This window comes from Candidatus Kuenenia sp. (assembly GCF_027493735.1).
Classification (GTDB): domain Bacteria; phylum Planctomycetota; class Brocadiia; order Brocadiales; family Brocadiaceae; genus Kuenenia; species Kuenenia stuttgartiensis_A.
In genome coordinates this window covers 100,514-123,044 of sequence record NZ_JAOSKF010000020.1, presented here as the reverse complement: position 1 = coordinate 123,044, position 22,531 = coordinate 100,514, and the positions used below count along the sequence as shown (strand labels likewise).

Annotated in this window: 16 protein-coding genes and 1 pseudogene; 9 read left to right on the top strand and 8 right to left on the bottom strand. The window is 43.1% G+C overall.

Annotated elements, in window-relative coordinates; translation table 11 throughout:
• The first annotated feature begins 54 nt into the window (after positions 1-54).
• The 7 genes and pseudogenes from M5U24_RS13280 to M5U24_RS13250 form a co-directional block, all read left to right on the top strand.
• Positions 55-1,509: an N-6 DNA methylase gene (locus M5U24_RS13280; protein ID WP_099325063.1), complete on the top strand. Its 1,455-nt coding sequence runs from the start codon at positions 55-57 to the stop codon at positions 1,507-1,509.
• Entirely contained in the window at positions 1,506-2,546 is a 1,041-nt protein-coding gene (locus tag M5U24_RS13275; RefSeq protein WP_099325064.1) for a RelA/SpoT domain-containing protein, read from the top strand. Before M5U24_RS13280 ends, M5U24_RS13275 begins: the two co-directional genes overlap by 4 nt.
• Positions 2,536-3,696 (top strand): restriction endonuclease subunit S, encoded by a 1,161-nt coding sequence (locus tag M5U24_RS13270; protein WP_099325065.1) that lies wholly within the window; start codon positions 2,536-2,538, stop codon positions 3,694-3,696. The genes M5U24_RS13275 and M5U24_RS13270 overlap by 11 nt, the downstream gene beginning before the upstream one ends.
• 302 nt (positions 3,697-3,998) lie before the next feature.
• On the top strand, positions 3,999-4,880 hold the full coding sequence (locus tag M5U24_RS13265; protein WP_099325067.1) for a Fic family protein: 882 nt from the start codon (positions 3,999-4,001) through the stop codon (positions 4,878-4,880).
• The gene (locus tag M5U24_RS13260) at positions 4,877-6,313 is read left to right on the top strand and encodes an RNA-binding domain-containing protein (RefSeq protein WP_099325068.1); all 1,437 of its coding nucleotides are present in this window, start codon (positions 4,877-4,879) and stop codon (positions 6,311-6,313) included. The genes M5U24_RS13265 and M5U24_RS13260 overlap by 4 nt, the downstream gene beginning before the upstream one ends.
• Entirely contained in the window at positions 6,310-6,573 is a 264-nt protein-coding gene (locus tag M5U24_RS13255) for a hypothetical protein (RefSeq protein WP_197705388.1), read from the top strand. Before M5U24_RS13260 ends, M5U24_RS13255 begins: the two co-directional genes overlap by 4 nt.
• A 50-nt stretch (positions 6,574-6,623) precedes the next feature.
• Positions 6,624-7,883 (top strand): annotated as a pseudogene (locus tag M5U24_RS13250) (DEAD/DEAH box helicase family protein); the annotation flags it as partial.
• 443 nt (positions 7,884-8,326) lie between these two features.
• Here M5U24_RS13250 and argC read toward each other — a convergent pair.
• The 8 genes from argC to M5U24_RS13210 all read right to left on the bottom strand — a co-directional run bounded on the left by argC (position 8,327) and on the right by M5U24_RS13210 (position 17,285).
• Positions 8,327-9,358: an N-acetyl-gamma-glutamyl-phosphate reductase gene (gene argC / locus M5U24_RS13245; protein WP_099325069.1), complete on the bottom strand. Its 1,032-nt coding sequence runs from the start codon at positions 9,356-9,358 to the stop codon at positions 8,327-8,329.
• Between the two features lie 188 nt (positions 9,359-9,546).
• The gene (lon, locus tag M5U24_RS13240) at positions 9,547-11,964 is read right to left on the bottom strand and encodes an endopeptidase La (RefSeq protein ID WP_099325070.1); all 2,418 of its coding nucleotides are present in this window, start codon (positions 11,962-11,964) and stop codon (positions 9,547-9,549) included.
• A 38-nt stretch (positions 11,965-12,002) separates the two neighbouring features.
• Positions 12,003-12,455: an Hsp20/alpha crystallin family protein gene (locus M5U24_RS13235; protein WP_099325071.1), complete on the bottom strand. Its 453-nt coding sequence runs from the start codon at positions 12,453-12,455 to the stop codon at positions 12,003-12,005.
• A 194-nt stretch (positions 12,456-12,649) separates the two neighbouring features.
• Positions 12,650-14,287, bottom strand: a complete 1,638-nt coding sequence (groL, locus tag M5U24_RS13230; protein WP_099327020.1) for a chaperonin GroEL — start codon at positions 14,285-14,287, stop codon at positions 12,650-12,652.
• A 524-nt stretch (positions 14,288-14,811) separates the two neighbouring features.
• Positions 14,812-15,150, bottom strand: coding sequence for a type II toxin-antitoxin system HicB family antitoxin (locus M5U24_RS13225; protein ID WP_099325073.1), 339 nt, complete (start codon positions 15,148-15,150; stop codon positions 14,812-14,814).
• Positions 15,147-15,407, bottom strand: coding sequence for a type II toxin-antitoxin system HicA family toxin (locus M5U24_RS13220; protein ID WP_099325074.1), 261 nt, complete (start codon positions 15,405-15,407; stop codon positions 15,147-15,149). The genes M5U24_RS13225 and M5U24_RS13220 overlap by 4 nt, the downstream gene beginning before the upstream one ends.
• 100 nt (positions 15,408-15,507) lie before the next feature.
• On the bottom strand, positions 15,508-16,587 hold the full coding sequence (locus tag M5U24_RS13215; RefSeq protein ID WP_099325075.1) for an ABC transporter ATP-binding protein: 1,080 nt from the start codon (positions 16,585-16,587) through the stop codon (positions 15,508-15,510).
• Positions 16,584-17,285 carry a carbohydrate ABC transporter permease gene (locus M5U24_RS13210; RefSeq protein ID WP_164994388.1) on the bottom strand — a complete coding sequence of 234 codons (702 nt, stop codon included), beginning with the start codon at positions 17,283-17,285 and terminating at the stop codon, positions 16,584-16,586. The genes M5U24_RS13215 and M5U24_RS13210 overlap by 4 nt, the downstream gene beginning before the upstream one ends.
• 554 nt (positions 17,286-17,839) lie before the next feature.
• Here M5U24_RS13210 and M5U24_RS13205 point away from each other — a divergent pair.
• Positions 17,840-18,607 (top strand): hypothetical protein, encoded by a 768-nt coding sequence (locus M5U24_RS13205; RefSeq protein WP_169703045.1) that lies wholly within the window; start codon positions 17,840-17,842, stop codon positions 18,605-18,607.
• Positions 18,608-18,817: 210 nt separating this feature from the next.
• Positions 18,818-22,516 (top strand): mechanosensitive ion channel domain-containing protein, encoded by a 3,699-nt coding sequence (locus tag M5U24_RS13200; protein WP_298202670.1) that lies wholly within the window; start codon positions 18,818-18,820, stop codon positions 22,514-22,516.
• Positions 22,517-22,531 lie beyond the last annotated feature (15 nt).

Sequence of the window (22,531 nt, the reverse complement as noted above, 5' to 3'; positions counted from 1 at the left end):
TGCAGTTTAATGCCGGACGGCAAGTGAAAATATTTTTACCCGGGAGAAACCGCCTTGTTTGAACAAACCTTCAAGAATATAGACGACATCCTCCACAAAGACGCCGGTTGCAGCAGCGAACTGGACTATGTGGAGCAGACCTCGTGGATTCTTTTCCTGAAATATCTGGATGATTTTGAGAAGGATAAGAAAACCGCGGCAGAGCTTGCCGGTAAATACTATGAAGGTATTATTGACAAACAATACAAATGGGAAGTCTGGGCAGTGCCCAAAGGCAAAGACGGCAAGATCGATCATCATAAGGCGCTTACCGGCGATGACCTGAAAGACTTTGTTGACCACAAGCTGTTCCCTTACCTGAAAAAATTCAAAACGTCAGCCGAAAGCGCCGACACCATCGAATACAAGGTCGGCGAGATTTTCAGCGAGCTGAAAAACAAGATTCAGAGCGGCTATAACCTGCGCGAAGTCATTAATCGTATCGATGAACTCCGCTTTCGCTCCCACGCTGAGAAGCATGAGATGTCGCACCTGTACGAAAACAAAATCAAGAATATGGGCAACGCCGGCAGAAACGGCGGCGAATACTACACGCCCCGTCCGCTCATAAAAACCATCGTGAAGGTGGTTGCACCCACCATCGGCAACAAGGTGTATGACGGCGCGGTCGCTTCGGCGGGCTTCCTGGCGGAGGCTTTTGAATATCTGAAAACCAGCAAGAACCTAACCACCAAAGATGCGGAGACACTTCAGAAAAGAACCTTCTACGGAAAGGAAAAGAAGTCGCTCGCCTACATCATCGGCACGATGAACATGATTCTGCACGGCATCGAAGCGCCCAACATCGTGCATACCAACACGCTGACGGAAAACATGGCCGATATCCAGGAAAAAGACCGTTACGACGTCATCCTTGCCAATCCCCCGTTTGGCGGTAAGGAACGCACCGAGGTGCAGCAGAACTTCCCTATCAAAACCGGCGAAACGGCTTTTCTGTTCCTTCAGCATTTCATCAAAATCCTGAAAGCGGGCGGAAAAGCGGGTGTGGTGATTAAGAATACCTTTCTTTCCAACACTGATAATGCGTCCGTATCTTTGCGCAAACTGTTATTGGAAAGTTGTAATCTGCATACGGTGCTGGATCTGCCCGGCGGCACCTTTACCGGTGCGGGCGTCAAAACAGTGGTGCTGTTTTTTGAAAAAGGCGTACCAACTCAAAACGTCTGGTTTTATCAGCTCAATCTGGACAGAAAACTCGGCAAGACCAACCCGTTGAACGAAAACGATCTGGCGGAGTTTGTAGAATTACAAAAGACCAAGGCCAATTCGGAAAACTCATGGTCGGTGAATGTGGCCGATGTAGATAAAACCACATTCGGCCTGTCGGTGAAGAATCCGCATAAAAAAGATGAACCCGCGCTACGTGAACCGGGAATAATTTTGGACGAGATGAAGGCGCTGGATGAAGAGAGTGAAATGATTTTCAAAAATATTTTAAGGATTTTATGAGAGCTATTCTAAAATATTCAAAAAGGCAGATTGATAAAGCTGGTGGTGTTTTGTCAGGCGTGCCTGATCAAAAGATGAACAAGGATCAAGCTATAGAAATTCTAGAAAACTTTCGATCATTACATATCCACCCTCTTATTGTATTTAGAGTGTCTTTGCAAAGAAAGTCTGAAATTATTTCTGGTGATGTACTAATTTCACAACGATTAAAAAGAGCACCATCAATTGTCAATAAATTAAAAATCCAGAAAAAGATGTCTTTATCGCAGATGCAGGATGTGGGTGGTTTGCGTATCGTACTGAATAATCTTGACGAAGTATATAAGCTTAAAGATCTAATACGTGCTGGCGAGACACAAATCGCCTTCAAATCTATTCTTTTAAAAGAAATAGATTATATTAATAACCCTAAAGAAAGTGGATACAGAAGCATTCATTTGATTTATAAATATAATAAAAATGCTCCTAATGCGAGTCAGTGTCGAATTGAAATACAGATTAGAACAAAAATACATCACGCATGGGCGACGGCAGTTGAAGTTATAGGCACGTACCTCAGGCAACCATTAAAACAAAGTTTTGGGGATAAAGAACTATTAGATTTATTTAAAGAAATAAGTAAAGTATTTATTTTATTGGAAAACAAAAAAATGGATATTTCTTTATTCAAAAATACAGTAAATAGAATAGATGAATTAAAATTGCGCGACAAATTACAAGGATTTTCAATGGTAACAAGGATTTCAGATCAGAACGATGAAAATAAAAAAGGTAAATATTTTCTTATATCCTTGAATTTTAAGAATAAGACATTGACTGTAAAAAGATTCACTGCCTCAAAGTTAGATCAAGCAAATAGTGAATATTCTGAATTAGAAAAAAAATACTTGAATGATAATAATACGGAAGTTGTTCTTGTATCAGTAGATGATATTAATAATCTAAGAAAATTGTATCCTAATTATTTCTTGGACACACAAGAATTTGTAAAGTTCCTAGACATAGTGAACAAGGAAATTGAAAAATATGAAAACTAACTGGCAAATAAAAAAACTCGGCGAGGTTTGTGAAATCAAACCACCAAAAAAAGAAGCAAGAGACCGATTGAATGATGATGACATTGTCTCGTTTGTGCCTATGGAAGATTTGGGAATATTGACAAAGAATTTTATTGCAACAAAGGAAAGACCGCTGAAAGAAGTATCTGGAAGCTATACGTATTTTTCCGATAATGATGTGCTTCTCGCAAAAATTACGCCTTGTTTCGAAAATGGCAAAATTGGAATTGCTCGCAATTTAAAGAATGGTATTGGTTTCGGCTCAAGTGAATATATTATTTTTCGATCACGTGGCGAAGTAATACCTGATTACTTGTACTACTATTTAGCTCGTGACCAGTTCAGGCAAGACGGCAAAAAAGTGATGACTGGCGCAGTTGGCCATAAACGAGTGCCGAAAGACTTTGTTGAAAACCAAAAAATACCTTATCCCAATTCCCTCCCCGAACAACAGCGTATCGTTGCCATTCTGGAGGAGGCTTTTGCCGCCATCGCCACAGCAAAAGAAAAAACCGAAAAGAATCTGCAAAACGCCCGCGAGCTTTTTGCGTCGTATCTGCAGAGTGTCTTTGCCAATCCGGGGGACGGGTGGGAAGAGAAGACATTGGGGGAATGCTTTAAATTAAAAAGTGGCGATAATATAACAAGCAAAATGATGATTGAGAATGGAAAGTATCCTGTTTATGGTGGTAATGGAATCGCGGGGATGTATAATAAATTTAATCTATCAGGGAGCAATGTAATTGTAGGTAGAGTCGGAGCTTTATGCGGAAATGTAAGGCATATAGAAGAGGCTATTTGGCTCACTGATAATGGATTCAAAATAACAGATTGTAAATATGATTTTGATAATGCGTTTCTTGCATATTTATTGAACTTAAAGAATCTACGAAATTATGCAAGGCAAGCAGCACAACCAGTCATTTCAAATTCATCATTAGAAGAGGTGTTACTACAATTTCCAAAATCATTAAAAGACCAAAAATCCATCGTCACCAAACTCGATGCGCTTTCCGCCGAAACCAAAAAGCTCGAGGCCATTTACCGGCAAAAGCTCGCAGACCTGGACGAATTGAAAAAATCGGTATTGCAAAAGGCGTTCACAGGACAATTGACAATGGAAAATTGAGAATGGGTGATTGAAAACGAGCAATGTGGTCAAAGAGAAGTCGTTTTACGTTCGTGGTGCGGGTAGTGGACCGGCTACCGAACGTTGTCAGCGCCTGAATACCAGCGAAGCGGAGTCGGCCATCAACGACAACAAGGAACTCTTGAAACTGTTAACCCGTATCATCAACTCAACTAAACAAGGAATGGACACATGACCGCTGTCAATTACCAATTGTCCACTGAATACCGTGAAATTGGCTGTTTTTTCTTAGATTTTCACGATTATGTTGACAAAAGAGTGAAAGATTTTATACTGTAGCTATGGCAAAAATCTTACATGTTTTTAATTCAATCAATCGCTTGAGAGAGCGGTATTATGTTGCGGCGGTCGGTAAACAATCGCTTTTGGATTTATTGAGCGAAGCGGAGGTTGCCGAGCAGGTGTATAACTCTAACGCCATCGAGAACAGCACCCTCACCCTTGAAGAAACTGAAAAAATCCTTTTGCAGATACATTTAGACAGATACATCACGGAAAGAGAAATCTTTGAAGCAAAAAATCTCGCACGGGTAGTTTCTTACATCAATATCAAGGCCAAAGAACAAGAGCTTACCCTTGAGGTTATGCTATCGCTTCACAAGATGCTTATAGCGAATATCAGGGATGATATCGCCGGCAGATTTCGCAAGGACGGTGAGTGGGTCAGGGTTGCAAACCACATAGCGCCAGACCCAAAAGAAGTGGCAGGAAGATTGGAAAAAATGCTTGCCGGATATAACGCCGCCAGCCATGAAAATATTATAAAACGTATTGCGCGGCTGCATCTTACCTTTGAACACACCCACCCGTTTGTTGATGGCAATGGCCGTATCGGAAGGGTAATAAATAACTATTTGCTTATACGGGAAGGCTTTGTGCCGATGAATATTAAATTCATTGACAGGAAGATGTATTACGAGGCGTTTAAGGAGTTTGACGAAAAAGGCACTGCCAAAATCATGGAGGAAATAGTCGGCAAAGCGCTTACGAATAGTTATCACAAGAGACTTGCGTATCTGGAAGGAGCGCACATTATGACGCTTGCTGAATATGCAAAAAAGCATAAAGTATCGCACTCTAATTTGATAAATAAAGCACATCGCCAAACTATAGAAGCCTTTTTTGAAAAAGGCGTTTGGAAGATTGGAGATTACAAACCATGAACGAAGCGGAACACCCCTATTCAAAGATAAAAGCCATTATCAAGCAGGGCAAAGGGTTGACCGTTGAGTTCAAGGAGTGTAATACCGCCCTCAACAAAGATATTTACGAGACGGTGTGCGCCTTCCTGAACCGCTTCGGCGGCGAGCTTCTGCTTGGCGTTAGAGATGACGGCGTGATAACCGGTATAGTCCCTGAGTGCCTCCACCAGATCAAAAATGATTTTACGACAGCCGTCAATAATCCACAGAAAATCAGCCCGTCGTTTTATCTCTCAATGGATGAGGCCGTAATCGACGGGAAAACCATTCTCTCCATTTACATCCCCGAAAGCTCCCAGGTTCACCGCTGTAACGGGAAAATATACGACCGGAATGAAGACGGTGATTTCAATATCACGGACAACCACAACCTTGTATCCGCACTTTACCTGCGAAAGCAGATCGGCTACTCAGAAAACACTATTTACCCATATACTGAACTTGCCGATCTGCGGCCTGATGTTATAGCAAGAGTTCGAAAAATGGCTTTGCTCCAGTCGGAAAACCACCCATGGGGCGCTATGAGTGACCTTGACCTTTTGAGAAGCGTTCAGTTGTATAGGAAGGATTTTCAAACCGGGAAAGACGGTTTTACGCTTGCCGCAATACTGCTCTTTGGAAAAGACGAGACCATTCTATCGGTAGTGCCGCATTTCAGAATCGATGCCATTCTGAGACGGGACAACATCGACCGTTATGACGACCGTGACGATATCCGCACGAATCTCATCGAAAGTTATGACCGCCTGCTACGATTTGGAGAGAAACATCTGAACGATCCGTTTTATCTGGAAAATGGCCAGAGGATAAGCCTGCGCGGCCATATTTTACGGGAAGTAATCAGCAATATCCTTATCCACCGCGAGTATGCCAATGCGTTTCCAGCGAAGTTCGTCATTGATAGAGAAAAACTTTTCACGGAGAACAGCAATAAACCTCACGGGTATGGCATGATTGATCCGTCACATTTTACGCCCTATCCAAAAAATCCTTCTATTGCGCGATTATTCAGGGAAATTGGACGGGCGGATGAGCTTGGGTCTGGTGTTAGGAATCTGTTTAAGTATTGCAAGGCCTATTGCGGCCACGATCCGCAACTCATAGAACAGGATATTTTCAAATTCATCCTGCCGCTTACCGGGGAAGCTACCCCTCAAGCTACCCCCCAAGCTACAGGGGAAGACGAACGGACAAAAAAAATAATGAATTACTGTCTTAACCCAAGAACAAGAGAGGAAATACAGGAGTTTACCGGTTACAAAGACAGAAAACATTTTCGTTTAGAAATCTTACAGCCGCTTCTTGATAAGGGCTTGCTGCACCCGACTATACCCGATAAACTGACAAGCCCGAAACAGAAGTATTACTCTGCAAAGAAACGAGAGAACCTATGAACGAAGCGGAAACCAGAGCGGAACTGATTGACCCGAAGCTCAAAGAAAGCGGCCGGGGCGTGGTGGACGGGTCAAAAATATTGCGTGAATACAATATCACTGCCGGCAAAATCCAGACCGGCGGCGGGCGTGCCAAGCCGTTGATTGCCGATTATGTGCTGGTGTATCAGGGGCGCAAACTGGCCGTTGTCGAAGCCAAGAGCGATGAGTTTGTCGTGGGCAAAGGGTGGCGCAGGCCAAGAACTACGCCGAAAAGTTAAAATTGGATACTACCTTTGCCAGCAACGGTAAAGAGATTTATCAAATCTGCATGAAAACCGGCGGAGAAGGTTTGGTTGCTGGTTTTCCCGCACCGGATGAACTCTGGAATAAAACCTTCGCCACGCAAAATCGGTGGCGGGACAAGTTTAATCAGGTGCCGTTTGAGGATGTGGGCGGCACGAAGAGTGTGCGCTACTACCAGGAAATCGCGGTCAACAATACCATGGCCGCTATTGCCGAAGATAAACAGCGTATTTTGCTCACCATGGCGACAGGTACCGGAAAAACCTTTATTGTCTTTCAGATTGCGTGGAAGCTGTTTCAGACTCGCTGGAACTTAAAGCGCGACGGTTCGCGCAGGCCGCGGATTTTGTTTTTGGCTGATAGAAATATTTTGGCGGATCAGGCGTTTAACGCATTTTCCGTTTTCCCTGAAGATGCGTTGGTGCGGATTAACCCTAAAGAAATCAGCAAAAAAGGCGGTGTGCCCACCAACGGCAGCATTTTCTTTACCATCTTCCAGACCTTCATGAGCGGGGGTTCGACAGGCTCAGGGCAGGCTCCTTCGGCAGGCTCACCACATCGACCTGTCGAAGGGTGTTTTGGCGAATATCCTCCAAACTATTTTGATTTCATTATCATCGACGAGTGCCATCGCGGCGGGGCGAACAACGAAGGCAACTGGCGCGGCATCATGGAATACTTTTCTCCTGCGGTTCAGCTTGGTTTAGCCGCAACGCCCAAACGCGAAGATAATGCGGATACCTACAAATATTTCGGAGAGCCGGTGTATATCTATTCGCTCAAAGAGGGCATCAACGACGGCTTTCTGACGCTGTTCAAGGTAAAGCGGATCAAGACCACGCTGGACGATTATATTTATACCTCGGATGATCAGATTATTGAAGGTGAAATAGAAGAAGGCAAAATTTACACAGAACCAGACTTTAATAAGATTATCGAGATTAAAGAGCACGAAGCCAGGTGGGTGCAAATATTTCTCTCGGAAATCAATCAGAACGAAAAGGCTATTGTTTTCTGCGCTACCCAGGACCATGCGCTGGCAGTGCGCGATTTGGTCAATCAATTCAAAAAGAGCAAGGAACCAAATTACTGCGCCCGTGTTACCGCCAATGATGGCGCGATGGGTAAACAGTATTTGCGCGAGTTTCAGGATAATGAAAAGACTATCCCGACTATTCTGACTACCTCGCAAAAGCTATCTACCGGTGTGGATGCCTGTAATATCCGCAATATTATCCTCATGCGTCCGGTCGATTCTATGATCGAGTTTAAGCAGATTGTGGGGCGCGGCACACGGCTATTTGATGGGAAAGAGTTTTTCACAATCTATGATTTTGTCGATGCCTACCATCATTTTGCCGACCCTGAATGGGATGGCGAGCCTGTTGTTGATGATTCCTGCCCTAAGTGCGGCTACAGTCCGTGTACCTGTGTAAAAAAACCGCAGGGACATTGTCCGGAATGTGGTGAACGGCCTTGTATCTGTATAAAAGAACCGACCGAACCCTGTTCTGTTTGTGGAAATGCCCCATGCATCTGTAACAGGAAACAAAAGGTAAAAATCAAACTGCGCGATGGTAAGGAGCGCGAAATTCAGCATATGATAGCCACTTCATTTTGGAGCGCCGAGGGAAGGCCGATCTCTGCAGAAGAGTTTTTACAGAATATGTTTGGAAAGCTGCCGGTTTCAAAGAGGTCAATTGTTCCGAACTATTACGTATATTTTATCTATTTCAATCCAGTTTCTTCTTTAAATCCGCACATTACATTCATATTTTGTACTGCCTGGCCTGCGGCGCCCTTGATTAAATTATCGATGGCAGAAAGAATCACTATCCTTTTTTCTGTTACCTTTACCGCAATATCGCAGAAGTTTGTGTGGCTTACGTCTTTTGTTTTCGGCAGGGTGTTGTTTTCTTTTAAGCGGATAAAGGGTTCTTTTTGATAAAATTCCCTATAGATATTCAATGCTGCCTCATCGTTCAGAGCTGAAGCGCCTGTCCTTATTTTGGGGTTGCAGTAAATAGTGCATAATATGCCTCTGTTCATGGGGATGAGGTGGGGAACAAACTGGATGGATACGGATTTGCCGGTTTGGGTGGATAGTATATGTTCTATTTCAGGACTGTGGCGATGGCCGCCCACAGCGTATGCCTCGGTATTTTCGTTGCATTCGCAGTAGTGTGTGTCTTCCCGTGCTTCTCGTCCTTTCCCGGAAACGCCCGACTTTGCATCCACAATGATATCATCGGGTTCTATAAGACCTTTCGCAAGCAATGGCGCTAATGCCAGTATGGTTGCGGTAGTGTAGCATCCAGGATTTGCCGTTAATTGAGTATTTTTAATTTTATCGCGAAAAAGCTCCGGCAGGCCGTAGACGGCTTTTGTTATGCCGGTGCTATCGGTATGCCGGGCCTTATACCATTTTTCATACAACGCGCTATCCTGAAACCGGTAATCAGCACTGAAGTCTATTGCCTTTATTCCTTTCTGAATAAAATGCGGCACATATTTCATTGAAATCGTGGGCGGCAGGGTAATAAAGGCAACATCCAGGTTATCAGGGACTTCTTTTTCCTGAATACTATTGCAAGGCAATTCGATTTGACCTTGCAATGAAGGAAATATATCGGAAATTTTAGGACGGTCTGTTCTCCTCACACCGAGAAAGGAAATTTTCACTTCCGGATGGCGAAGAAGGATTTTGATGAGTTCAAGGCTGGTGTAAGCAGTAGCACCAATAATTCCAATGTTTAACATAGCTGTATCTCCCTGCAAGAACGAAAACAGTCATTGGCATTGGTCAACCGCCAACCGCCAACTGCCGATTGCTGACTGTGGATTGTGGATTGTGGATTGTGGATTGTGGACTGTAGATTGCCTATGCCTGTTTTTAAGTATTATTCGCTCCATAAAGAATAGACTTCCTCAAATCCTGCTAATAAACTTTATCCTTTTTTTGGCTCTTCTGCGCCGAAAACAATTGGCAGCATTTCATCTACCCTTTCTACAAATGCGAAATTCAATCTTTTTTTTGCATTTTCAGGAACTTCGGTTAAATCTTTCTCATTTCTCTTCGGTAAGACAACCGTTGTAATCCCTGCCCTCTTGGCTGCCAGTACCTTTTCTTTTATGCCTCCAACGGGTAGAACCCTTCCGCGCAGCGTGATTTCGCCCGTCATTGCCACATTAGAGAGGATTGGCGTCCCTTTCAAAAGTGAGATAAGCGCCATAGCCATTGTTACTCCGGCAGAAGGTCCGTCTTTTGGAATAGCTCCCGCAGGAACATGAATGTGAAAGTCGTATTTATCAAAATCCTTAAATGAAATCTTCAGGCTTTCGAGTTTTGACCTGATATAGCTCATTGCTGCCTGGGCAGATTCTTTCATAATATCCCCTAAACATCCGGTCAGGGTGAGTTTCCCAGTGCCTGGCATAAAAGTCGCCTCAATAAAAAGTATGTCTCCGCCGGCCTGCGTCCACGCGAGACCGGTGGCAACTCCGGCGTCAGTGGTTCGTTCCGCCGCCTCAGAGAAAAACTTGATTGGCCCTAGAAGCGTATTTAATTGTTCCGCATTTATGGTTACCGACGTCTCTTCTCCGGAAGCGATTTTCTTCGCCGTTTTCCTGCAAAGGTGTGCGATTTCACGCTCCAGGTTTCTCAATCCTGCCTCCCGTGTGTAATCAGTGATTACCATCTTTATTGCATCGTCTGTAATCGTTAGCTGCTCCTCCTTGAGGCCGTGGGCTTTTAGCTGCTTGGGAAGGATGAATTTTTTCACGATGGATATTTTTTCTTCCGCAGTATATCCTGAAAGTTCCAACACCTCCATACGATCTTTCAGTGCAGGCGGTACCGTATCTAATATGTTTGCGGTGGTGATAAACATTACATTTGAAAGGTCAAACGCTACGTCGAGATAATGGTCGGAAAAGGCATGGTTTTGTTCAGGGTCAAGCACTTCCAGCAAGGCGGCTGAGGGGTCTCCGCGGAAATCAGCGCCAAGTTTGTCAATTTCGTCCAGCATGAATACCGGATTGTTTGATTCCGCCTTTTTCAGTCCCTGTATGATCCTGCCCGGCAATGCACCGATATATGTGCGCCTGTGACCCCTTATCTCCGCCTCGTCTCTTACTCCTCCCAGGGACATACGGACAAATTTCCTGCCCATCGAACGTGCAATTGACATCCCAACAGAGGTTTTCCCTGTGCCGGGCGGTCCGACAAAGCACAAGATCGGCCCCTTCATATCATCCTTGAGTTTCCTTACCGCAAGATATTCAAGGATCCGTTCCTTTAATTTTTCTAAATCGTAGTGATCTTCATCCAATATTGTGCTTGCCGTTTTAATATCCAGTTGGTCTTTTGTAGAAACCGACCATGGAAGGGCAATCAACAGATCCAGGTATGTCCTTGAAACCGTATATTCCGCCGAAGCAGAATGCATTTTTGCAAGCCGTTCAAGCTCTCGTTCGGCCTCTTTTTTTGCTTCGGCAGGCATTTTGGCATTTTCGATTTTTTCCTTTAATTCTTTTATCTCCATTGAACGTTCGTCGCCTTCGCCCAGTTCATCCTGAATCGCCTTTAGCTGCTGCCTCAGATAATATTCCTTCTGTCCCTTTTCCATTTCGTTCCTTACCTGAGACTGGATTTTTGTAGCCATTTCCAGGACTTCCAATTCGCTGGCAATCAGTGTAGTAACTTTTTGCAAACGCAATTTTACGTTTGCCAGTTCAAGCACCTTTTGTTTTTCCGCCACGCTAACATTTAAATGCGAAGTAATAAGATCCGCTAAACGGCTGGGATTTTCAATATTAACGACAGCTATCTTCAATTCTTCGGGCAGTGATGGCATCATGGAGATCATGTGCGCAAATTGGTCCGCCGCATTTCTTGCCAGTGCCTCTGTCTCTCTATCGTCTTCAATGATATCTTCGATAGCGCTGATTTTTGCTTTAAAATAAGGATCGGATTGAACGTATTCCCCGATTTTTACCCTGCGAAGTCCCTGGACAAGCATTTTTGCAGAATTATCGGGCATGCGCAGCATTTGAAGAACGACAGCCGCCGTGGCGCACTCATAGATATCGGATTGTTTTAGCACTTTAATATCTTTATCTTTCTGCGCGGTCAGGGTCAGGAATCGGTTCCCGGCTAAAACATCGTTCAGGAGTTTAATATCCCTATCGGTATAAACGCTTAACGCCGCGACCATTCCCGGGAATACAACGGTGTCTTTCACTGGAAGCACAGGGGTTTCATGTGGTATTTTTATTCTTTCTATTTTGTCCTGTACTTCTTCTTCAACCGTAAGTACAGGATGCTCCTGGTCTTCGCCATGGTTATTATTTTCGCTATTTGTCATGTTGTGTATTGTTTCCTCTCCGGCAATACAGGGAATGGTTAAAGGTTAATTTTTATGGCAAATGCTTCCGGCTCTTTTTGCTGAATTTTTGGCAGGATTATTTGTAAAAAACCTTCCTTGTATGAGGCTTTTATATTATTTGTATCAACTGGTTTGGGCATATAAAATGCTCTTTCAAAATATCCATACCTGATTTCTACCTGATAGAAACATATCTTTTCGTGAGGTGAGTCGTCAGTTCTGTGACCAGTTATCGTAAGGGTGTCTTTTGAAAAAGAAACCTGCACATTGTGCGGTTTAGTGCCAGGAATGGCCATTTTTACAATAATGTCTTCAGGTGTTTCGTAAATATCTGCCTGGGGTTTCCAGGGAGACATTGAATCGAAAGAATATTCTTTCCCGGCAAAAGAAAAAAATTCGCTTAAGATTTGTTCTATCTTATTTTGTTTTGCATCGGCTTTGTAATAAGTGTCGTTATCATTTGAAATCATTTTAGAATGAAACCTCCAGGTCAAAAGGAAAACGATGTCAATATAACAATTTTCATTTTCAAGTACAAGAGAATTTGCAGCATAAGCATCTGCAAAGAAATAATGATAAAACTGGCATTAGCGCCAAATTCTGCCGAAATAAAAAACCCCGCAAAAGCGGGGTTTTTTGTGATGGCGGTAAAAACGTAAAAAAATTAATACATATCTCCATAACCACCATAGCCGCCGCCAGGAGGCATTGGAGGGGTCTTCTTTTTCTCCGGTATCTTGCCTATTATGGCGTCTGTTGTAAGCAGCAAAGTGGAAACGCTCGCTGCATTTTGCAGTGCGGTTCTCACCACTTTCGTCGGATCAATGATGCCTTCGCTCACCATATTGCAATACCGGTTTGCCCCCGCATCATAGCCTTCATTTCCTTTCGCATTTTCAACATTCTGTACGACAATTGCAGCGCTAACCCCTGCATTCGCTGCGATTTGTCTTAATGGCGCCCTTAAAGCCCTCTGAAGGATATCAACGCCTATTTTTTCATCGCCTGTAAGGGCAAGATCATTCAGGGGGGAAATAGACCTGAGAAGTGATACGCCTCCGCCGGGAAGGATGCCTTCTTCAACGGCAGCTCGGGTTGCATGGAGTGCATCTTCAACACGCGCCTTCTTTTCCTTCATTTCACTTTCCGTTGCCGCGCCTACATTGATCATTACCACGCCGCCAGCCATCTTGGCAAGCCTCTCCTGAAGCTTTTCCCTGTCGTAATCCGATGTGGTAGTCGAGATTTCCCTTTTTATCTGTTCAATACGATCCTTGATTTTTTTGCTTTCACCGGCGCCCTCGATGATGATTGTATTTTCCTTGTCGATTTCTATCTTCTTTGCGCGGCCAAGGTCGCTTAATTCTAACGTTTCAAGGTTAATACCCAAATCTTCAAAAACAGCCTGGCCGCCGGTAAGGACAGCGATGTCTTCCAGCATCGCCTTGCGTTTATCACCAAAACCCGGCGCCTTAACTGCAGCGCATTTCAGCGACCCACGAAGCTTGTTCACAACAAGCAAGGTCAAGGCTTCGCCTTCTATCTCTTCGGCAATAATCAAAAGAGGTTTGCCTGTTTGAGAAATTTTCTCCAATATCGGCACCAGCATCTTGGTGGTGGTTATCTTTTTCTCATGAATAAGCAGGTAAGGGTCTTCCAGAACACATTGCATCGTGTTAGGATTCGTGACGAAATAAGGAGAGAGATATCCTTTGTCAAACTGCAATCCTTCAATCCATTTCGCTTCAGTTTGCAAACTTTTGCCTTCCTCTACCGTAATCACGCCATCTTTGCCGACCTTATCCATAGCGTCGGCGATAATTTTACCGATTTCAGCATCGTAATTAGAGGCTACCGTGGCAATCTGCTCAACCTCTTTTCTTCCCTTTACCGGAATACTCATCTGCCGCAGCTTGTCCACTACACACTGAACGGCCTTGTCTATGCCGCGCTTCAACGCCATTACGTTGGCTCCAGCAGTAACATTCTTAAGCCCTTCTACAAATATTGCCTCTGCAAGCACCGTAGCTGTGGTTGTTCCGTCACCGGCAACATCGCTCGTTTTTGCGGCAACGGACTTTACCATTTGCGCACCGATGTTTTGCATGTGGTCGGGCAAGTCTATTTCTTTCGCAACAGTTACCCCGTCCTTCGTAATCGTTGGCGAACCAAAACTTTTTTGAATAATAACATTACGTCCCCTCGGTCCCAACGTTACCTTTACCGCATCTGCTAATTGTTTTACGCCAATCTTGATTGCCTCCAGCGCGTCGTGATCATAAATAATTTTTTTTGCCGACATAACAAAGTTTCCTCCAAATGTATGTACTGCTGACTTTAATAAATCTTTTAACGGCTGAATTAACGGAGCAAACAGTATGCCGAACAATGCCTGCCACCCCTCAGTTGACTTCTTTTTCCCCTGCAAATTAACTTATTTAATCACAATAGGATATGTGAAAAGTTTTTTGCACAAAAAAATCTTTACGGATTACATAAACAAAAGTATGCCATTGTGGCAGTGCTTTGCTTAAAACCACCCTTTTAGATGTGTCAATATGACAGTATTACATGGTAGGCGAATGGTATTCGGCGGACGAGCAGGCTTTGCACGAAACCTACCGGCAAAAACAGTCGGCAGTCGGCAATCCACAGTCTACAATTTGCCGATTGCCTGCTGTAAGTACTTTCCATTCTAATGATGGACGACGGATGATAGATGATGGACGATGTTCGTCCTTCGTCCATCGCCCAAAGTTGGGTCGGGATAGGACACTTCATGTATTTTAAGAATTAATCAGGGAGTGTCCCTCTATTTTCAGGTGATCAATTATGTACCAATTCTTTCTCTATTGCTGTTTGAACAAGCTGATTTAATGACAAGCCTTTTTGAATAGCTCTCTCGGCTGCTTTTCTGTGCATCTCTGGCGGTATACGAACATTAAAACTTCCCCTATATGACTTTATAGGCACTTTACCCATTTCTCTGCAAAGAGCAGCATAATCATCCGCCGCATTGTGAAATGCCTTTACTAGTTCTTCTACACTATGACCCTCAAAGATTACAAGGTCATCTATACCCTCGATTTTCCCATGAAAAACTTTATCCTCTGCGCTGAAATGCACAGTTCCCGTGAAACCTTTGTACGTTAAAACATCCTTCATTGTATTAACCCCTTATTTCTTAATGCTTCTTCTATATAATCCAATTGATATCTCTTAAGCTCAACTCCCGGATGTGGTTTATGCAATCTTATAATATGCCTTGTTTCCGGATTAATAAAGGTTACCCCCGACCCGGTAGTTTTGCCTGACTTTGCCTTTTCATAACCAAATCCAGCCAGAAGACTTTTAAGATCATCATAGGTGAAATCCTTTGGCTTTGATAAGAAACGCCTCAATAATTTCTCAGCCTTACTCATGCTATAAATATAACAGCAAAATAAAAATGTGCAACTGTAATATAGTTGCTATTCCTGTTTTCTCTTATTGCGTAGCACTTTAATTTTTTGAAAAAGATATTCACGTATGCATGGTATTAACAGATCTGTCTAGGATTCTCATTCCTGTTGACTGGTCGAACCAATGAACCGCATCCGGGGAAAATGCCAGGCCAACAAGGTCGCCAGCCGAGACCGTTGATTCGGTATTTTTTACTGACCAAAGTATATCCGGGGAGATCCTCACATGGCATACTGATTCATGCCCAAGGTATTCAATATGTTCCACAATGCTTTTAATGGCGTTTTTAAAATCCGGCGAAACGCATTGCAATTTTTCAGGACGTATCCCCAGAATAACCTGCGGCGTATTTGCCGGGGGAACCGGGGATTCAAGGATTGTTTCCCCTAAGGCAAAAGAACTTGCCGTGATTAGCCGCACCTCTGCAAAATTCATGGCCGGAGCGCCAACAAACCCAGCGATGAAGGTGTTTTGAGGCGCATTGTATATTTCATAAGGAGTCCCTATCTGTTGCAGATGCCCCTTATCCATAACAGCAATCCGGTCTCCCAGTGTGAGCGCCTCGGTTTGATCATGGGTAACGTAGACGGTGGTAACATTCCGTTGTTTTTGAAGTTTTTTTAATTCCCCCCTCGCTGAAATTCTTAGGCGTGCGTCAAGGTTGCTCAAAGGTTCGTCCATTAAAAATACCTGCGGATTTCTCACGAGCGCCCTTGCCAGTGCAACCCGCTGTTTTTCGCCGCCGGAAAGTTCTTTTGGATACTTTTGCAATAAGTTGTTTATTCCCAGCATCCTGGCGGTATTTTCCACGTTTTCATTTAGATCCTTTGCCTTTCGTATCCTGAGAGGAAATGCAATATTGTCAAATATTTTCATATGCGGATATAAGGCATAGTTCTGAAACACCAGGGCAATGTCCCTTTTGCCGGGAGGCACAGTATTTACAAGGTTATCATTAAAATAAATATCTCCCGAAGAGGGAGTCTCCAGCCCCGCGATCATATTTAATGTCGTGGTCTTTCCGCTCCCGCTCGATCCGAGTACTACAAGGAATTCACCGTCTTGTATCTCCATGTTCAGGCAATTCACCGCAGCGGTGTGTTTGTAATATTTTGTAATATTTCTTAAGTGAATTCTCATTCTTTCACCGCTCCGGAAATAATGCCCTGTACGATATACCTTTGAAAGGCAAGTAAAAAAATAAGGAGCGGAACGGTAACAATCACTGAAGCTGCGGCAATATCTCCCCACGGAACCTCATATGTGCCCTGGAACAGGGCAATGCCTACAGAAGCGAGCCTGGAGGATTCGTCAAGGGTAAAAGTAAGGGCAAACAGAAACTCATTCCAGCAAAAAATAAAGGTTAGAATTGCTGTGGAAATCAGCCCCGGCAATGCAATTGGCGCAATAACGTACCTAAGCGCCTGAAAATGGGTACAGCCGTCAATGAGAGAGGCGTTATCCATTTCGATGGGTATTTTATCAATATATTTTATCATAAGAAATAGCGCCAATGGAAAGTTGTGGGCGCTGTAGGCACAAATAAGCGAAACGGGTAAATTTATCCACCCCAGGGTGTAAAAAAGTTTATACAGGGCGGCAACAAGACAGATCGACGGAAGGGTAAACAAAACAACAATCATAAACAATATCGCCGTTTTCCCTCTGAACGAAAAACGCGAAACACTGTAGGCGGCGAGCAATGCACATGGTATGGCTACGCATACGGTAGAAAGCGAGACCATGAAACTATTGAACAAATAATACGGGAAATGGCTTTTAAAGAGGACGTTTTTGTAAGAGTCAAGGACATACGTTTCAGGGAAAACGGGAGGCAATTGCATAATCTCTGAAGGGGGTTTGAAGGAGGTTAATACAATCCATGCAAACGGGCCTATGCTCCAACAGACCGCCATGAGGGTAAATAGAAAAAAAAGGCATCTTTTTCGCATTTTATAAAGGATGTTATCCGCCTTGCCTACACATTTAAGAAAGCAGGGGCGAGGCACTTGCCCGTTTGGGCATGAGCACATTTATGACAATTTACGGCAAGTGCCTCGCCCCTGCTTTGCGATTATTGGAATTTTTCAAAAACTAAAATGTTACCTATAAAAATAAAGATACGTAATCGGGTTTTTTGGGCCTTAATCGTGACCGTTATAAGACACAAGGAAGGTAAAATTATATACAATACGCATATTTATGAGAAGAAAAAAAAGACGGCATTTGAACAGTGTAAAGGGTGTCTGGCAGATACTTTCTATTGAAAAGCCCTAGTGTGTACTTTATAATCGATTCATTAATATTTGCAACAGTTTTCCGATAACCAAAAATGGAAACATGTTGTAATCATTAAAAATCGCATATCTTTGATAAGAAACAGGTGCTCAGGTTGCAAGGAATTAATAACAAGTACACAATACTTAATTTAGCAATAAAGGATTTGGGGTTAAGCGCCTTCACAAACTTCATCGGTATTAATCTGCGTTTTTTTACGGAAAATACCCTAAACGCATTTATCTTTTTTAATATTATCCAGGCGGATGACCCCGCAAACAGGTATGATATACATACCCCAAGCCCCCCCGATATAGCCGGAGATGCAGCAACCATAATTACCCTTACTATCGCGTACCTTTTTTTTACGTCCTATAACGTAAGAAATGCGCTCAACGTCACAATCCGCAATAATAATAAAATGGATGCGCAGTACATTAAAGCGGTCAAACATTTAGAAGCGTGTTACCGATGGGTAAAAAACTTTTTTTTGGTAACCGTGGCAGGTTTTGGAGTATATCTTTTTTCGAAATATGTATTGTCAACGGGAATCGACGTGGTCTTTGTTGAAGGCAATGCTATTTCAAATATTTTAGGCATCGTAAGCTGTCTTCTCCAAATCTGTTACCCCTTTATCTTTGTTTATGTATATTGTAAATATGTATTCGCAAATACGGCTATTGCCCTGTTGTTCTATACTTTTTTCTTTATAAGGAATCTTTTTGCGACGGGTTTGCTGGGATTTGTTACTTATTATGATCTGCATGTAGTTGCCCCTTTTTTAGATTGGCTGACGATTCTTATACTATTATATTCCATAGGCTGCATAATGCTGCATCATCGCGCCTCTAAATTGTTTCATAAAATTGAATTTAAGGGATGACAGGTTTACAACCTGAACCCATAGTTTTATGTTTAGGAATTTCAATATTTTCAGTTAAATAATGAACAAACCCACCCCTCAATCCCCTCCCAAGAGAGGACTTATAAAATTCCCCTCTTGAGAGGGGTCGGAGGTGGGTAAAAATGAATGCCGTTGGGTTTTTGGCTTTTCAAACCTTAGCCTAACGTAACCATAGGAGGTATTTTTCAGTTGAAAACCTTAAAAAAGTACATCATTAAAGTTGTTGTATGCGTAGCAATGTGTTTGCTGTGGACGTCACTGTGTATACAGGCACAGGACCAAACCGTTGCCGTTGAGAAAAAAGCAGATGAGATTAAACTAGCGGGACAGCGTACGACAATAAAAAACGAAGATCTTGAAAAGGCGAAAAATAGACTCGAAGAAATAAAGGTCAGCGCAGAAAAGACTATTGCTGAAAATGAAACGGCAATTTTGAAATTGCAAAGCGATCGGGAATCAACATCTTCCTACCTTAAAAAATTAACGGAAGAAAAAAATACCTATCCGGCAGAAGAACCGCATGTGAAATATTTGGAATTGTTAGACAAAGAGATCGGCATCCTAAAAGAAAAAATTGACGCGGGCAATGAGCAATTAGAAGAGTGCGAGGATCTCATCGCAGCACTTCAGCATCAGGTAAAGACATATGCAAATTACGTTTCATTATTAACCTCGGCGTTAAAGTTAAATGAAACAATTGCAGCAACCCCTGCCGACCAGGCGGCGCTTGTCAGACAGGAAGCTGAGATTGCAAAGGGATATATCAAAGCGGCGCAGGCAAGCATGAAAGAAAAAGAATCATTAATTGCCATTGCTACAAAAGAATTGGAGGATTACAGGCTTAAAGCGCCCGTTATCATGCAAGGGCTTGTTAAGGTGCTGGAGTCATTGAAGGCGGATACTGCCGGCAGTAAATTGGAAAGTCTGGTGCAGGAAAAGATAAACAATGTTTTGTTCTGGCAAAAGGAGGTAAGCAATCTATGGATTTCAATATTTAAAAAAAGACTGACGATAGCAAAAATTCAATATGATGAAGCAATTCAGGCGCTAAAGTCTGCAGAATTCAACGCGGAGTTATTGGCAGAAAAAGCCGGCCTTTTGGAGGAAAAGCAGAAAACAGAAGAATTGAAAAGAAAACAGGAAGAGCTGGCGTACGCAAAAAAGGTTGAAGAAGTTACAAAAAAGGCTGCGGAGGTCACCCGGGCAGAGACGGAAAAAACCATACAGGAGGCTGCTAAGAAAGGAGAAGAAATTGTTCAGGAGCAAATGATAACCACCTCCCCGGAAAAAAAGAGGGTGCTGGAATTAGAGGCGGAAGTCTACAAACAGAACGGTATGGTGGCAAAAATGAAGGACGCACTTATTACGGAAGGCGCACAGCGATATAAAGGGCGTACCGAACTTAAAAAATTACAGGCAGACATTGGCGTTTTTCTGAGTAAGGGCGCCACGGCAAAAGATATCGAGGAAATGGAAAAGAAGGTCGCTGCGGAGGAAAAGCGTTATTCAGAGGCGGTCAATTCAGTAAAAAGCCTTATTGTTTCCTTAGATCAGGTGAAGAAACTCCTTTCTGATAAACTTGCCCTTTCCAGCGAAGAGATGTCAAATATTAAAAAGGAAGTTTCCTCTTTTGCCGATAAGGAATTGGCGCAGCAGGCAATTAATCATGTGGAACAAAGAATCAAGGCGCAGGAAGAACAGTTCTCTCTTGTTCTGGAAAGAGTAAATATTTTATATGAACGTCTGGAAATAAGGGAATATGGCATGTCAGTGCTTTCAAATGTCAAAGAAAAATTACAACAGATGAAAGCGGCAAACATATGGAAAAGGGATGAAGTGCAGATAACCACCCAAACCTTTGACGTAATTTACCTTGATGTTATAAACCTTCCTTCAGGTATTCATGCTCTTCTTGAAACAGCAAAGAGCCATATGAAAAACGCAGCGGCATATATTACTCTTGAGAAAAATACGGTTCGTTTCTGGTTAAGATGCCTTGGATTGGCGTCACTCATAGCATTATTTTATTTTTCCAACCGGTATATACGCCGATGGAGCACAGACACCCTGCAACAGTTGCATGAATCAATAACCTTTACCTATTTTAAATCGCGGTTGCTCCCCAGCCTGCTTGTAATACTGGATAAGAGTATTACTGTGCTCTGGGTGGCGGTCCTTTGCATATTGATACGCGCGTTATTCCCTGTAAAAATACCGTCAACAACTTCAGCGATGTATATACTATTATATATTTCTCTTTATACGGCGCTGAAAGGTTTTCTTGTGGAGTCTTTCGGTCCGGAAAAGGGACACAGGAAACTCGTTGTTTCACTCGCCTACATATCACCAAAGCATATTTACAAGTCATTAAGCATCATTTTGCTCTTTTCCCTCATTTCCTTGTCTTTTATTACGGTACTTACCGTATTTCAGTACAAAAGAGACGTTATTGACCTGTTCTGGTTCATCTATCGAATAGGAATGCTGCTCCTGCTTTTGTGGCTTGCAACCCAAAAATCCCTGTTTTTCAAATTGTTGCCTGGAAAGAACAGCCAGTTGGGAAGGCTCATTCAGCGTATTATTGGCATTATTTACCCGGTGTTTGTGGTGTTTGTCGTCTCTCTTTTTGCGATACGCAGTCTGGGATATCCTATATTGACGTATGTACTGCTGAAAACATGTATAAAAAGTATAGTTGCCGCAATTATCGCTCTATGGATAGCGAAATTCCTGCTTTACCGGATAAGCAGAATGAGAGAAAGACTTTTTGCGGCGAGAAAAATAGAAAAGAACACCCCCGAAGAAAAGAAATTTAATGCGGCGACTGCGGCTTACGGTATCTCATTAAACTACGTCGCCTCCATTGTTTGTGCGATAGTTATTGTACGGATATGGATGGGAACCTTCCGGGATGCAGTGGATTCTCCCGCCGCGCCCTATCTTATTCAGAAGATTTTTGCACAGGTAGGCATAATTTTCAGGAGCATTGGCAATGGCCTGTTGTACCGTTTCGTAATGCAGGAGGGAAGGTACACAACGCCGCTGAGAATTATCTTTGCAATACTCGTATTGGTTGCGTTTTTCTTCCTTGCGCGTTATATAAAAAAATTGATGGAAGAAAGGGTGTTTTCCAGGCTGGGAATGGAACGAGGGCTTAAGCATTCGTTCTCCAACCTTATCCGATATTTTATCGTAGCCATCGCCGTGCTTATCGGGTTCAATCTGGCGGGAATACCTTTACGCAGCCTTGCCTTCTTTGCCGGCGCATTTGGCATCGGGATCGGATTCGGCATGCAAAACATCATAAGTAATTTTGTCAGCGGTATCATACTTTTACTTGAACGACCAATGCGTGTGGGCGACGTGGTAATCCTTGACGACGGGACATTAGGCACTATTGAAAAAATCAGCACCCGAAGCACCACAATGATCACCCCGGACAATTTTGTTTTAACCATACCCAACTCAAAGTTCGTTGAAGGCAGGGTGACAAATTGGTCATTGCCTGATTCCGTGATGCGGGGCAGTGTTCAGGTGGGGGTTGCTTATGGGTCTGATGTCGCCCTCGTAAAAAAATGCCTCTTAGAAATTGCCGCACAAAATCAGAATGTAAAGAAATTCCCTGAACCTTATGTACGGTTTGATGATTTTGGCGATAGCTCGCTTGTCTTTAAATTATTCTATTGGGCGGATGACCCCGGAAAACGATGGTTTGCCATGAGCGAGATGCGTTTTAGCATCGATGAAGTATTTCGCAAAAATAAAATAGAAATTGCATTTCCCCAAAGAGATATTCATATTCGTTCCTATGTGCCATTCCCCGGCAGCAACACGGTGCATGAAAACAACAAACGGGAAGAAACACAGGAAAAACCGCAGAATACCTGATGGAATGCTAAGGAA

Bases quoted from the DNA above. Each gene is read 5' to 3' on its own strand.
- M5U24_RS13225 (WP_099325073.1), bottom strand. From the start codon at position 15,150: ATGAAGGATGTTTTAACGTACAAAGGTTTCACGGGAACTGTGCATTTC.
- M5U24_RS13265 (WP_099325067.1), top strand. From the start codon at position 3,999: ATGGCAAAAATCTTACATGTTTTTAATTCAATCAATCGCTTGAGAGAG.
- lon (WP_099325070.1), bottom strand. From the start codon at position 11,964: ATGACAAATAGCGAAAATAATAACCATGGCGAAGACCAGGAGCATCCT.
- M5U24_RS13255 (WP_197705388.1), top strand. From the start codon at position 6,310: ATGAACGAAGCGGAAACCAGAGCGGAACTGATTGACCCGAAGCTCAAA.
- M5U24_RS13275 (WP_099325064.1), top strand. From the start codon at position 1,506: ATGAGAGCTATTCTAAAATATTCAAAAAGGCAGATTGATAAAGCTGGT.
- argC (WP_099325069.1), bottom strand. From the start codon at position 9,358: ATGTTAAACATTGGAATTATTGGTGCTACTGCTTACACCAGCCTTGAA.
- groL (WP_099327020.1), bottom strand. From the start codon at position 14,287: ATGTCGGCAAAAAAAATTATTTATGATCACGACGCGCTGGAGGCAATC.
- M5U24_RS13260 (WP_099325068.1), top strand. From the start codon at position 4,877: ATGAACGAAGCGGAACACCCCTATTCAAAGATAAAAGCCATTATCAAG.
- M5U24_RS13215 (WP_099325075.1), bottom strand. From the start codon at position 16,587: ATGAGAATTCACTTAAGAAATATTACAAAATATTACAAACACACCGCT.
- M5U24_RS13235 (WP_099325071.1), bottom strand. From the start codon at position 12,455: ATGATTTCAAATGATAACGACACTTATTACAAAGCCGATGCAAAACAA.
- M5U24_RS13270 (WP_099325065.1), top strand. From the start codon at position 2,536: ATGAAAACTAACTGGCAAATAAAAAAACTCGGCGAGGTTTGTGAAATC.
- M5U24_RS13220 (WP_099325074.1), bottom strand. From the start codon at position 15,407: ATGAGTAAGGCTGAGAAATTATTGAGGCGTTTCTTATCAAAGCCAAAG.